The organism is Hippea alviniae EP5-r, assembly GCF_000420385.1.
In the GTDB taxonomy this organism is placed as follows: domain Bacteria; phylum Campylobacterota_A; class Desulfurellia; order Desulfurellales; family Hippeaceae; genus Hippea; species Hippea alviniae.
The window spans coordinates 713,309-725,936 of record NZ_ATUV01000001.1 but is presented as its reverse complement, the minus strand read 5'-3'; the positions used below and the strand labels follow the sequence as shown (position 1 = coordinate 725,936).

At 36.9% G+C, this 12,628-nt stretch carries 13 protein-coding genes; all 13 read left to right on the top strand.

The annotated features are described in order from the left end of the window. Positions 1-107 precede the first annotated feature (107 nt). The 13 genes from G415_RS0103885 (at position 108) to G415_RS0103825 (ending at position 12,618) form a co-directional block, all read left to right on the top strand. Positions 108-1,481, top strand: a complete 1,374-nt coding sequence (locus G415_RS0103885; RefSeq protein ID WP_026939564.1) for an FAD-binding oxidoreductase — start codon at positions 108-110, stop codon at positions 1,479-1,481. Further along, complete coding sequence (locus G415_RS0103880) at positions 1,478-2,725, top strand: (Fe-S)-binding protein (RefSeq protein ID WP_022670279.1); 1,248 nt, start codon at positions 1,478-1,480, stop codon at positions 2,723-2,725. The genes G415_RS0103885 and G415_RS0103880 overlap by 4 nt, the downstream gene beginning before the upstream one ends. Next, on the top strand, positions 2,712-3,188 hold the full coding sequence (locus tag G415_RS09740) for a LutC/YkgG family protein (protein ID WP_022670278.1): 477 nt from the start codon (positions 2,712-2,714) through the stop codon (positions 3,186-3,188). Before G415_RS0103880 ends, G415_RS09740 begins: the two co-directional genes overlap by 14 nt. A gap of 8 nt (positions 3,189-3,196) precedes the next feature. Further along, entirely contained in the window at positions 3,197-5,311 is a 2,115-nt protein-coding gene (gene ldhH, locus G415_RS0103870; protein WP_022670277.1) for an L-lactate dehydrogenase (quinone) large subunit LdhH, read from the top strand. Positions 5,312-5,326: 15 nt separating this feature from the next. Next, positions 5,327-6,715: a glutamate decarboxylase gene (gene gad, locus G415_RS0103865; protein WP_022670276.1), complete on the top strand. Its 1,389-nt coding sequence runs from the start codon at positions 5,327-5,329 to the stop codon at positions 6,713-6,715. A gap of 75 nt (positions 6,716-6,790) precedes the next feature. Beyond that, entirely contained in the window at positions 6,791-7,573 is a 783-nt protein-coding gene (locus G415_RS0103860) for an oxygen-binding di-iron domain-containing protein (protein ID WP_022670275.1), read from the top strand. 5 nt (positions 7,574-7,578) lie between these two features. Next, the gene (locus G415_RS10670; RefSeq protein WP_022670274.1) at positions 7,579-8,418 is read left to right on the top strand and encodes a methyl-accepting chemotaxis protein; all 840 of its coding nucleotides are present in this window, start codon (positions 7,579-7,581) and stop codon (positions 8,416-8,418) included. A gap of 10 nt (positions 8,419-8,428) precedes the next feature. Further along, positions 8,429-8,899, top strand: a complete 471-nt coding sequence (gene purE, locus G415_RS0103850) for a 5-(carboxyamino)imidazole ribonucleotide mutase (protein ID WP_022670273.1) — start codon at positions 8,429-8,431, stop codon at positions 8,897-8,899. Next, entirely contained in the window at positions 8,889-9,728 is an 840-nt protein-coding gene (locus G415_RS0103845; protein ID WP_022670272.1) for an oligopeptide/dipeptide ABC transporter ATP-binding protein, read from the top strand. Before purE ends, G415_RS0103845 begins: the two co-directional genes overlap by 11 nt. Further along, entirely contained in the window at positions 9,716-10,543 is an 828-nt protein-coding gene (locus G415_RS10665; protein ID WP_022670271.1) for an NHL repeat-containing protein, read from the top strand. The genes G415_RS0103845 and G415_RS10665 overlap by 13 nt, the downstream gene beginning before the upstream one ends. After that, positions 10,540-11,655, top strand: a complete 1,116-nt coding sequence (tgt, locus tag G415_RS0103835) for a tRNA guanosine(34) transglycosylase Tgt (protein WP_022670270.1) — start codon at positions 10,540-10,542, stop codon at positions 11,653-11,655. Before G415_RS10665 ends, tgt begins: the two co-directional genes overlap by 4 nt. Beyond that, on the top strand, positions 11,652-12,320 hold the full coding sequence (locus G415_RS0103830; protein ID WP_022670269.1) for a hypothetical protein: 669 nt from the start codon (positions 11,652-11,654) through the stop codon (positions 12,318-12,320). The genes tgt and G415_RS0103830 overlap by 4 nt, the downstream gene beginning before the upstream one ends. Continuing rightward, on the top strand, positions 12,289-12,618 hold the full coding sequence (locus tag G415_RS0103825) for a hypothetical protein (RefSeq protein WP_022670268.1): 330 nt from the start codon (positions 12,289-12,291) through the stop codon (positions 12,616-12,618). The genes G415_RS0103830 and G415_RS0103825 overlap by 32 nt, the downstream gene beginning before the upstream one ends. The last annotated feature ends 10 nt before the right edge of the window (positions 12,619-12,628 follow it).

Genomic DNA, 12,628 nt, shown 5'->3' with positions numbered 1-12,628 from the left:
AAGAGAAAAAAATAGCAAGTGGGCGACTTGACAGGCAAGAAAAATTGGAGTATTTTGCTAAATATATTAAGAATTTTTTAAGAATTTTAGGTTTAAGGGGTATTGTTATTAAAAAGAGTATTGTAAAAGATTTTGAGAATATAGTGGGAAAAGAGCACTGTTTTACAAATCCTTTGGATCTCTCTTTTTATAGCTATGATGCTTATCCTGAAAGGCCTATTTTTCCAGATATTGTGGTCCAGCCTACAAATTATGAGCAAGTTGAGAAGATAGTAAAGCTGTGCAACAAAGCTTCTATACCGCTAACAGTGAGAGGTGCTGGAACAAATCTGAGCGGCGGTAGTGTTCCTGTGAAAGGTGGATGTGTTTTATTAACCACAGCGTTGGATAGAATAATAGAAATAAATACCGAAGACTTATATGCAATAGTGCAAGCTGGCGTGGTAACACAAAAATTAGCAGATGCAGTTGCCGAGAAAGGCTTGCTTTATCCTCCAGACCCGGCAAGCATGAAAGTTTCTACTATCGGTGGAAATGTTGCAGAGAATTCTGGTGGGCTTAGAGCTTTAAAATACGGCGTTACAAGTAACTATCTTATGGGCGTTAAATTTTTTGATTCAGATGGCAACTTTGTTGCTGGAGGTGGGAAACCCGTTAAGCTGGTTAGTGGCTTTAACTTGCCCGGTTTGATGCTGTCATCTGAAGGTCTATTTGGCGTTATGGTAGAGTTTATATTAAAGCTTATTCCGCCACCTGAAGCTAAAAAGACAATGCTTGTATATTATTCGGATATAATAAAAGCATCTGAAACTGTCTCTAAGATTATAGCTTCAAGGATATTACCTGCTACTTTAGAGATTTTGGACAATTTTACCATAAGAACAGTGGAAAAGTTCCACAGAATAGGGCTTCCTACATCGGCCGATGCTATACTGCTTATAGAGATAGATGGTCATCCTGCTGCGATTGAGGATGAATATAAAAAGATTTATAAAATATGCAGATCTTTGAAGGGAGAAGTGCATATAGCCAGAACAGAAGAAGAGAGAGATAAACTATGGCAAGCAAGAAGAGATGCTTTGAGCAGCCTTGCTCTTCTTAGGCCAACTTTGATTTTGGAAGATGCTACTGTACCTCGTAGCAAAGTGCCAGAAATGATGCAACTAATACGAAAGATTTCAAAAAAATACGAAATAATAATAGGAACGTTTGGTCATGCTGGTGATGGAAATCTTCATCCTACCATCCTAACTGACAAAAGGGATAAAAAGGAAATGAAGAGAGTTAAAGCTGCTATAGATGAGATATTTGAGGAGACATTGAAATTAGATGGGACTCTAAGCGGAGAGCACGGCATAGGTATAGCAAAATCTAAGTATTTAGAAAGAGAAATTGGCTTAGACACCATAAAGTTCATGAGAAAATTAAAAAACGGTATAGATGAAAAAGGGATATTCAATCCAGGTAAGGTATTGAGATGATTCTTTCGCTTAAAAAAATAGTTAAAGAGTTAAAGGAATTAGAAGAACTTACACTTCAGTGCATGAAGTGTGGTATATGTCAGTCTGTTTGCCCGCTTTATGAAAAAGATAGATTGGAGCAATCCGTCTCAAGAGGCAAAATTTCGCTTATTGAGGCTATATACGAAGGTAGGCTAGATAGTCTCAAAGGAGCTATTAAATATTTAGATTATTGCATATTGTGTGGTAGATGCAAAAGATTTTGTCCAAGCAGTGTGAAGACGGATGAGATATTTGTTGGAGCTAAAAGTGTTCTAAGAAGAATAGATAAACTACCAGTGTCTCAAAAGATTTTTCTAAAGACAGCGATGAATAGACCCAATTTTGTAGAGAGTATTCAGCCAACAGTGAGTGTAGGTATGCGTTTGATCTCATCTAAGCTTGATGAAAGCACAAGAAAGCTTAAGATTCCTATAGAGATTAATGTGAAAAACATAAAATCGGTATCGTTCACAAAGATGTATGGTGGATTAAATAAAGCAAAAAATGAAAAAATGAGAGTAATATTCTATCCTGGGTGTGCCATAAACTATGTTTACACTTCATGGGGAGAAGCTATAGTTGAGACTTTAAAGATGTTTAAGGTATCTGTATATGTTCCGAAAGTAAATAACTGTTGTGGAATACCTGCTGCAACTATGGGAGATATGGATTTATATAAAACCATGGTTGAAAGAAATTTCGATTGGTTTGACTCTATAAATGATGCAGATTACATAATAACGGCATGTCCAACATGTCAATGGGGTTTGTCCGATTTAGGAGTTAGGGTTACAGACAGAAAGATAAGGCAGAGAATGATAGATGTGCTTGTCTTTTTAAAAGAGGTGTTGAATGTAAAAATAAACCCTAACAGTGAAAATTCTACCCTGCATGTGCCGTGCCATTATGAGCATTCAAAAGATAGTGTAATGATAGATTTTTTGAAAGAAAGTGTTTCAAAGAATCTAAAACCCTTAAAAAATCAGAGTTGTTGTGGGTTCGGAGGGACTTTCAGGCTTAAACATAATAAAACATCAAGAGAGGTCGGAAGTAAAAAGCTGAATGAGATAAAGAGATACGATGTTTTGTATACACCTTGTCCTGGGTGCGTAATGCAGTTTACCGACTTGGTTTCTGAAAACTCATTAAACGTGGAAGTTAAACACCCGATAGAAACTATATACAAGCAGCTACTAAAGGAGAGGTTAAATGGAAGAAATTGAGCTGTTTATGGAATTCTCAAAACTTGTTGGCAATGATAATAAGATAGTGGAAAGAGTAGATGTGGGTAGTATTTTGGAAAAGAATCATTATGATTTTATACATATACCTTCCTTGAATTTGGAATCAATAAAAATTGTTGAAAAAGAAGGCATAGACAGAACCATAGTTGAGGCGTGTTTGGGTATAGCTGAAACTGGAAGCGTGGTTCTGTGCGAGGATTCAGAGGAGTATAGAAGGGCTACAGCTTTGTGTGATGATTTACATGTTATCTTACCTGCGTCTCGTATCGTGAGAAGAATGGAGGATGCAGCCAGTATTTTAAAAGATATAACTTCAAAAGATGGTGGTTCTTATGCTGTTTTTATAACAGGAGCAAGTAGAACGGCCGATATAGAGATGTTTTTAACTCTGGGTGTTCATGGTCCTAAATCTATGAAAATTTTTATAGTTAAAGATTTGTGAGGGATAAGATGCACAAGAGATTAAAAGAGAAAATAGAAAATTCTATAAAAGATAGTGTTCTTGGTAATAATCTTGAAACATTTTATCATAATTACAAGGAAGCCCAAATCAAAGCGTATAAGGGTTTAAGTTTTCAAAAGCTTAGAGAAGAAGTATCGAGCCTGAGAATTAGGAATGCGGATAAAATCGGTGAACTGTTTGAAAAGTTTAAGAAAGAAGTTGAAAAGACAGGTGCTAAGGTTTATCAAGCCGAAAACTCGGTCGATGCCTGCGAATACATTCTAAGCGTTTGCAAGAAGCACAATGCGGAGCATGTTGTAAAGTCAAAATCTATGACTGCCGAAGAGATAGGCTTAAATAAATATTTAGAAAGCAATGGAGTGAAACTTGTCGAAACCGACTTAGGAGAATGGATTATACAGCTTGCAGGAGAAACCCCTTCGCATATGATTATGCCAGCAATACACAAAAATAGGCAGCAAGTAGCTAAATTGTTTAAACAACATCTGAATGTAGAAGTAGATGAGGATGATATAGAAGGAATGGTTAGTATAGCGAGAAATTATTTAAGGGAGTTCTACTTTAGGGCTAAGGTGGGAATAAGCGGTGCAAATGTGGCAGTAGCGGAGACAGGAACTATAGGAATAGTCACCAATGAAGGGAACGGAAGACTCGTCACTACCATACCACCAGTTCATATAGTGGTACTGGGATACGAAAAATTAGTTGGAAGTTTTGATGATGCTTTGAAAATCCTAAAGGTTTTGCCGAAGAATGCTACTGGTCAAGTTATGTCTGTTTATGTTAGTTGGATAAAGGGGGCTTTGAACTCTTTAGCTTCCGAAAGTGGAAAAAAAGAGCTACATTTTGTATTTGTTGATAATGGTAGGTTAAATTATTTGAATAATTCTATACTTAAAGAGGCGTTCAAATGTATAAGGTGTGGTTCTTGTGCCAATGTGTGTCCTGTTTATGGAGTTGTAGGAGGGCATGTTTTTGGGAAGATTTATACAGGTCCCATAGGTCTTATACTTACAACTTTGTATCACCCTACGGGTGATACAAAGGACCTTCTTAGTCTGTGTGCTGGTTGTAAAACTTGTAATGATATATGTCCAGCAAAAGTGGATATTCAAGGTTTGATAGAGAAACTCAATGTAGGTTTAGCAGAGCAATATGGAATAAATCCTGCAAAAAAGTTTCTCTTCTCTTCAATTTTATCTAAACCTGTGAATTTAAAGGGTGCAGCTAAGATAGGAAGCTTGATTTTAAAAACATCAAGGCAGGATAAACTGCTTCCAGATAAGTATAACTTTAGGAAATTGCCGGAAATAAGCAAAAAGACATTTAGTGAAAGGTTCAAAAAGGAGATAAAAAACCCAAAGAATCCAGAAAAAAGAGTGTTTTTTTATCCTGGGTGTGCCATAGAATTTTTGTATCCTGATGTAGGTATATCGATGGCTAAGTTGTTGGTTAGAATGAATATAGCTATTGATATACCTACATCAAGCGTATGTTGTGGATTTCCGGCTTTGCATTCAGGAGATAAAGAAAGTGCAAAAAAGAGCGTAATAAAGGCTTTAGAATATATGAATACTCCTTCTGATTACGATAGTTATGTAGTGTTGTGTCCGACATGTGGCTCTATGATAAAAAAGTTTCCAGATATGGTGGCCGATATACCAGAGATTTATAGAGTTTCTAATCAGATAGTGAGTAAACTGAGGATGTTCTCAGAGTTTATTAAAGATTTAGGAGTGAAAGTAAAAGCAGATAAAAATAAGAAATTCACTTATCATACTCCATGTCATCAAATTAGGGGCTTTGGGTTTTCTGCTGATAGTTTTTTGCGTAAGATATTGGAAGATGCGTTTGTTGAGTTGCCAGATTCAGATAGATGTTGCGGTTTTGGTGGTAGTTTTTCTATAGACCATCCTGAAATATCGGCATCTATCCTTGACAAAAAAATAAAAAGCATAAAGTCTACAAATGTTAATGTTGTTGTAACGGAGTGTCCAGGATGCATGATTCAGATAAAAGGTGGGATAGAAAAGAGAGATTTGCCAATAGAGGTAATACATATCTCAGAGCTGTTTGAAAAATATATTTTTATATCAAAATAAGGGAGGTTGTTTGTAATGCTTTCAAGAAAAAGAAGAAAAAGAGGAGCCAAAGTCTCTGCTACTTATGCTAACAGGGCGTTTTCAGAGCCAATACCAAAATATGAGATACCAAATAATGGGATAGGGCCAGATGTGGCCTATCAACTTATACATGATGAGATGAATCTTGACGGTAATCCTTTTTTGAATTTGGCTTCATTTGTTACTACGTGGATGGAACCACAGGCGGAAAAGTTGATAATGGAGACGATAAACAAAAATTTGGTTGACCAAGAAGAGTATCCCCAAACAGGCGTAATTCAAGAGAGAGTAGTTAATATGTTAGCTAAACTATTTAATGCTCCAGAAAAAAATGACTATGTTGGAACATCTACAATAGGCTCTTCTGAAGCGATAATGCTTGGGCTTTTAGCTCATAAGTGGAGTTGGAGAAAAAGAAGAGAGAAGGAAGGTAAAGATACAACAAAGCCCAATCTGGTAGTTGGTGCTGATGTCCATGTTGTGTGGGAGAAGTTTGCTAAGTACTTTGATGTTGAGCTTAGGCTTGTTCCTATGGAGCATGGAAGATATACAATGGATGTTGAAATGACAAAAGAACTGATAGATGAAAATACGATATGTGTTGGAGCTGTACTTGGAACTACGTTCACAGGTCAGATAGATCCAATAAAAGAGATAAACGAGATGCTGGTGGATTTAAAGAGTGCTAAAGGTTTAGATATACCGATACATGTTGATGCTGCAAGTGGTGGGTTTATAGTGCCATTTTTATATCCTAATATGGAATGGGATTTCAGATTGAATCAGGTGAAATCTATAAATGTATCTGGTCATAAATATGGTTTGGTATATCCTGGTGTGGGTTGGCTAATATTTAAGGATAAAGAATTTTTACCAGAAGATTTAATATTTTATGTTAATTATCTTGGAAGTGAAGAAGCAACTTACACACTAAACTTTTCGAGAAATAGTGCTATGGTGATAGCACAATACTACAATATGCTAAGGTTGGGCAAGAGCGGGTATAAAGCCATAATGAAAACATGCATGGAAAATGCAAAATATGTTGCAAAAGAGATAAGAAAGATGAGTGTTTTTAAGCTAACTCATGAAGACTTGAAACTTCCTGTTGTAACTTTCTACTCCATTGATAATGAGATAAGCGTGTATGAAGTTTCAAGAAAGCTAAGAGAGAGGGATTGGATAGTGCCAGCTTATAATTTACCTAAGAATGCCGAAGATATGCATATCTTGAGAGTGGTTGTTAAAGAAAACTTTAGTAGGGACATGGCTGATATGTTAATAGGGGATTTGAAAAGAGCAGTTGATACTATAAAGGGTGAGTGTATTGTTAGAGCACCACAAAAAAAGAAAAGTTCCCAGATTCATAACAAAATATGTTAAGCAATTCTCGTTGACTTTCGTTTATCCTTATGTTATCAAAGTAAATAGAAAAAAGTCAAAATTTGGAGGTAAAAAATGGAATACTGCACGAAGTCAAATGCCGATGTGGATATAGAGAATGGTGAATTATTATATGATGATGGAGAGCATAAGTTTGTCTGGCTTGGGTGGGGCAGGCTTGAAGATGGACTGATTCAGACAAACCAGTATCTGATAGTTCACGGTAAAAAGGGAACTCTGCTTGATCCAGGTGGTATTCACATATTTCCAAAGGTTGTCTCGAATGTTACGAAGTATATAGATTTAGACGACATAGAGTATATATTCTTCTCACATCAAGACCCAGATGTCAGCTCTGGTATTCCTATGTGGCTTTCTGTTACCAATGCAAATGTTTACATATCAGAGCTTTGGGTAAGATTCTTGCCGCATTTTGGAATTACGGACTTGTCAAGAATAAAGGGTTTGCCTGACTCTGGTGGAAGGGTTGGAGAGCTTGAAGTTATACCAGCTCATTTCCTTCATGCTCCTGGCAATCTTATAGTGTTTGACCCTATCTCTAAGATTCTGTTTAATGGAGACATAGGTGCTGCAGTATTTAGCGATACAAACAAGTATCTGTTTGTTGATAAGGATAACTTCAACAGTCATATAAATTTAATGGAAGGGTTCCATAAACGATATATGGCATCTTCTAACGCATGCAGATACTATGTGAATAAAATTAGAAGCCTTGCACCAAAGATGCTTGCACCACAGCACGGAGCTGTCTTTAGATTTGAAGCTGTCGATATGTTCCTGAATTGGTTGAATAATCTCAAATGCGGTGCTGATATAATAGACGAGATAAGCAGGTGATAGCCATGAAGGAGAATAGCAAGACTGCAAACGCCATACGAAAGCTATCGAAGGGTGTTGTAAAAAGCTCATTTGTTTCAACAGCAACAATCGAGAGCTTTAAAATAATAGCAAACGACATTGAGTTTTTAGAAGACCAGATGAAGACATTTTCTGCATCGTTGGAAGAGATGGAAGGCAACCTAAAGGGTATGGCAACGAATGTCTCAAAAATCAACAGCGACTTTGAAGAGTTTAATCTCAATATAAACGATATCTCAAACAGGGTAATGGAGCGCAACGAAGAAGTTGAAAATAGGAAGAGTGAAGTTGATGAGTTTGTCGCAAGCATCAAGGGTTTAACGACGATAACACAGAATATAAACAAAGCCGCAAGCAGTATATCTGATATTGCAAAACAGACGAATCTTCTTGCCTTGAATGCTGCCATTGAGGCTGCAAGGGTAGGTGAAGCCGGTAAGGGTTTTGCCGTCGTTGCAGACGAGATTAAAAAGCTTGCAAATAAGACAGACAATATAACGGATAATATTCAGGAGATTCTTTACGATTTTAACGCAAAGCTGATGTCAACCGTTGAGAAAGTCGAATCTGTTAAAGAGTTTCTCGATGAGTTGAGAAAGGATTTTAATGACTTTGCTGAGATATTCTTAAAAATAAATGAGAAGTCAAATGATATAGCAGAGTCGTTGAATGAAAACAGTCTTGCTATAAATGAGCATGCAGAAGTTATAGATGATTTGACAGCAAGAATCGTAAAGATTTATGAGCTTTTGAGCACAATTATAAAGATTGTCAATACGCTTCAGGATGCCAATGTCAAGATAGAACAGTTGATAAAACTTTAGGGGTATTGTTATGAGAGTTGCTATTGTTGCTGGAAGCGTTTCGGATAAAGAGATAATGGATGCTGCAAAGGGTGTGCTTGATGAGTATGAAATAGAGAACAAGACATTTATAACTTCTGCGCATAGGTCTCCAAATTTAACAAAAGAAGTGGCAGAGATAATAGATAGGGAGTTTGATGCGGCTATAGTGATTGCTGGCCTTTCAGCTGCCTTACCTGGCGTTATAGCTGCCCACACTCAAAAACCTGTTCTTGGTGTGCCGGTTGCAAGTGATTTGCTTGGACTTGATGCACTGTTTTCTATAGCTCAAATGCCAAGAGGCGTTCCTGTTGCGACATTTGGAATAGGCAAAAAGGGAGCAAAAAATGCCGCTCTGTTTGTTTTAAGAATGCTTGCTTTGAATAACGAGAAGTTAAGAGAAGAGCTTAAGAGAAGGTCGAAGCAGGAAGAAGATGAGTTAAGAAAACTCAATGGTATGTAATATAAACATAGAAGAAGCCTATTACGATGATAAGAAGGTTCTTGAAGATATACGGCTAAATGTGAAAAAGGGTGATGTGTGGGCTATAGTTGGAGAATCAGGTGCAGGTAAAACCACACTTGCAAGAATAATCAGTGGAATGTGGCGATTTTACCCATTGAGATTTGAAGGAGAAGTATCAATAGATGAAGATACAGGCCTGATTCCACAGAATATTACAGACTCCTTAGATCCACTCTTTAAGATAAGAGAGCAGCTTCTTGAGATAGAAAGTGATTTAGATAAGATTAAAGAGACGCTTAGAAAGGTTGGTTTTGAAGATGTTGAGTATGTGCTTGACTCATACCCACATAACCTAAGTGGTGGTATGAGACAAAGGGTTCTTATAGCTGCTGCGCTTTTGAAGTCTAAAATTATACTGGCAGATGAGTTTACAAGTGCTCTTGACAGCATGACGAAAATGAAGGTTGTAAATCTCCTAAAAGAGCTAAACAGAACAGACAATATTACGCTTATATTCATAACACATGATGTTGAGATGTTGGCATTTGATGGTAAACTTGTTGTTCTGTTTGACGGTAAAATCGTTGAGATGGGCAGCATAGAAGAGATAAAACTTGCTCCAACTCACCCATATACGCGTTTTTTATTTGGTTCTGTTCCCAAGATTGATATGCATTATAAAGATTTTAGGTTTAGCGAAATAGAAGCAAAAAGGGAGTATGCCTGTCCTTTCTATTTAAACTGCCCTAAAGCAGAAGAGAAGTGCAAAACAGAACAACCACCACTGAAAGAGAGAAACGACAGGTTTGTAAGATGTCATTTCTGAAAAGCCAGAAGGTTTTGGTTCTTATAGCTCTATTGGTTTTGGTGGTTTTGAGCAGTTTTAAGTTTATGGAAGAAGGTGAAATTGTAGGTCTTCATCATCCAGAAAGCGTGTATCCTTACGGCAATTATATCTATGTGTCAAACATTGGAAACTCGCCTGTTTCACCAAATAAGGATGGATTTATTACAAAGCTTGATAAATACGGTAATATATTGGAGTTTAAGTTTATTGACAATCTTCAGGCACCAAAGGGTATATATCCTTTTGATAACAAGCTTTACATTGCAGATTTAAATAGATTGTGTATAGCCGATTTGACGAGCACAAAGACAAAGTGCATAGACATTAAAGGCTCTAAGTTTCTAAATGATATTGTTGTTCTGAATGGAGTCTCTTATATAACCGATACGGTCAATAACTGCATATACAAGGTTGACAAGAAGGGTAAGGTGTCTCTGTTTTTTAAAAAGGATAATTTCTCGCCAAATGGTATTATTTTCATAAAAAAGCAGAATGTATTTGCCGTTGTATCATTTAATAGTCCAACTATTAGCCTTATCAGTTTAGCTGGTGAGTTAAAGAAGAGTATAACATTCAAGGGTTTGACGGGTTTTGATGGTATATCGCTTTTGGGCGATAAGCTGTTTATCTCAGATTACAGAAGCGGAAAGATTATACAGACGGATTTAACATTAAAAAAATACAAAATAGTAAAAGAGTTGAATACACCTGCAGCTGATATATTCGTTTCGAAAGATAAAATATACTTGCCGCTTATTGAGAAGAATAAGCTTATCATAGGTCGCCTGCAATGAGTTTCTCCTTTAAGCTTATAGCAGAAGACGGCTCAGCAAGGGCTGGTGTTATAGATTTGGGTAATGTTAAGATTGAAACACCTGTGTTTATGCCTGTTGGGACAAATGCGACTGTAAAGGCTATTTTGCCCTGCATGTTGAAGGCTGTTGGAGCAACAATCATACTCTCAAATACATACCATTTATACCTAAGGCCGGGCATTGAGACCATAGAGAAGCTTGGTGGATTGCATAAATTCATGGGCTGGAAGCGTGGCATATTGACAGATTCCGGTGGCTTTCAGGTTTTTAGCTTGAGTGATTTAAGAAGTATAAACCCAGAAGGCGTTAGTTTCAAATCACACATAGACGGCTCTATGCACTTTTTTACGCCTGAGTATGTTGTTGAGCTTCAATCAAGGTGGGGCAGCGATATAGCGATGGTTTTGGATGAGTGTCCGCCCTATACACAGGATAAAGGATATGTGAAAAAGTCGCTTGAGATTACAATAAACTGGGCTGAAAGGTCTTTAAAAGCAAGAAGAAGTTATCCTATTAAAGCTCTGTTTGGTATCGTTCAGGGTGGTGTGTTCGATGATTTGAGAAGAGAAGCAGCTTTGAGAATGAGAGATATGGAGTTTGAAGGTTTTGCTATTGGCGGATTGAGTGTTGGTGAGCCTATTGAAGATATGTATAGGGTCGTGCCAATAGTGAATGATATTTTGCCCAAAAGTAAACCAAGATATGCGATGGGAATAGGAAGGCCAGAAAATATCATCGAGCTTATCGGAATGGGTGTTGATATGTTTGATTGCGTAATGCCGACAAGAAACGCAAGAAACGGAACACTATTTACCCGTTTTGGCGTTGTCAATATAAAAAGACAGGAATACAGAGACGATGATAGGCCGATTGAAGAAGGATGCAGATGTTATACCTGCAGAAATTTCTCTCGTGGCTATCTAAGGCACTTACACAAAGCAAAAGAGTTATCTTTCTATACACTTGCTTCAATTCACAATCTTTACTATTACATTCATCTTGTAAAATCTGCAAGAAACGCTATATTAGAAGGGAAATTTGAGCAGTTTAAAAGGGAGTTTTACTTAATGCAAAAAGAAGGAGAACAATGAGAGACGCACTTGTTGAAAAATTGAAGGATGAGTTTGGCGATAGGTTGATATCGGTTGGTTTGCATAATGTTGGTGTAACTTCCTTCATAGAGAAAAACGGGCTTTTTGTTGTTTTAGATGCTGTTGAGCCAGAAGATATATTTGCAGTAAAAAGGGTTTATATAAAGTATAAAAAGAATTTTACAACGCCGCTTGTTGTTGATGAGCACTTCTTTGAGAACTCAAAGGATGTATTCTGTATGGAGATACTCGAAATGAAAGAGAATTCAGAGATTATATACGGCAAAAATCCGTTCAAAAATATAGAGATATCGGATGACGATTTAAAAAGTCAGATAAAACATGAGCTTTTTAGTAAATTTCTTGCTTTGAAGGGTGCATTTGTCGATTTGCCGCTTGAAAGAAAGGTGATAGATAGCATCACTTACAGGTCTCTGTATAACTTTTTGCTTATTATGAGAAACATGTTGAGATTGAAGGATAAATTGATAAACGATGAGACGCTGATTGAGAAGTTTGAAGAGATGTTTGATGTTAAGCTTGAAGCGTTTAAAACATTGAGAGACTCTTCAAAAATGCCGTTTGATAGATTGATAGAAGTTTTTAAAAAATACTTAAAGGAGATAGAAACCATTGAAAAAGTTTTTAATACCCATTTTTCTTAGTATTGCTTTTGTTTTGGGTAGTTTGAGCTTTTCATATTCGCACACTTCAAATACACACAAAGAAGCAGTTGTAAAGGTTGAAAAGAAGAAGGTTAGCTCAAAATCTAAATGGGTAAAGGTTGTTCTTGCTACTGCGCTGATTTTTCTTGTTATGCCTTATCTGTTTGGCTTTTTGGCTGCGAAGTTGCTTGGTGGATACAAAAGCGGCTGGGATTCAACTCTGGGTGGCTGTTTCAGTGGTGTTTTGGGCGGTGGATTTGGTGGATTTCTCGGTGGATTGAAGGATGCAGGCTGGTAAGTGGAGGTAA

Bases quoted from the DNA above. Each gene is read 5' to 3' on its own strand.
- G415_RS0103880 (WP_022670279.1), top strand. From the start codon at position 1,478: ATGATTCTTTCGCTTAAAAAAATAGTTAAAGAGTTAAAGGAATTAGAA.
- G415_RS09740 (WP_022670278.1), top strand. From the start codon at position 2,712: ATGGAAGAAATTGAGCTGTTTATGGAATTCTCAAAACTTGTTGGCAAT.
- ldhH (WP_022670277.1), top strand. From the start codon at position 3,197: ATGCACAAGAGATTAAAAGAGAAAATAGAAAATTCTATAAAAGATAGT.
- gad (WP_022670276.1), top strand. From the start codon at position 5,327: ATGCTTTCAAGAAAAAGAAGAAAAAGAGGAGCCAAAGTCTCTGCTACT.
- G415_RS0103860 (WP_022670275.1), top strand. From the start codon at position 6,791: ATGGAATACTGCACGAAGTCAAATGCCGATGTGGATATAGAGAATGGT.
- G415_RS10670 (WP_022670274.1), top strand. From the start codon at position 7,579: ATGAAGGAGAATAGCAAGACTGCAAACGCCATACGAAAGCTATCGAAG.
- purE (WP_022670273.1), top strand. From the start codon at position 8,429: ATGAGAGTTGCTATTGTTGCTGGAAGCGTTTCGGATAAAGAGATAATG.
- G415_RS0103845 (WP_022670272.1), top strand. From the start codon at position 8,889: ATGGTATGTAATATAAACATAGAAGAAGCCTATTACGATGATAAGAAG.
- G415_RS10665 (WP_022670271.1), top strand. From the start codon at position 9,716: ATGTCATTTCTGAAAAGCCAGAAGGTTTTGGTTCTTATAGCTCTATTG.
- tgt (WP_022670270.1), top strand. From the start codon at position 10,540: ATGAGTTTCTCCTTTAAGCTTATAGCAGAAGACGGCTCAGCAAGGGCT.
- G415_RS0103830 (WP_022670269.1), top strand. From the start codon at position 11,652: ATGAGAGACGCACTTGTTGAAAAATTGAAGGATGAGTTTGGCGATAGG.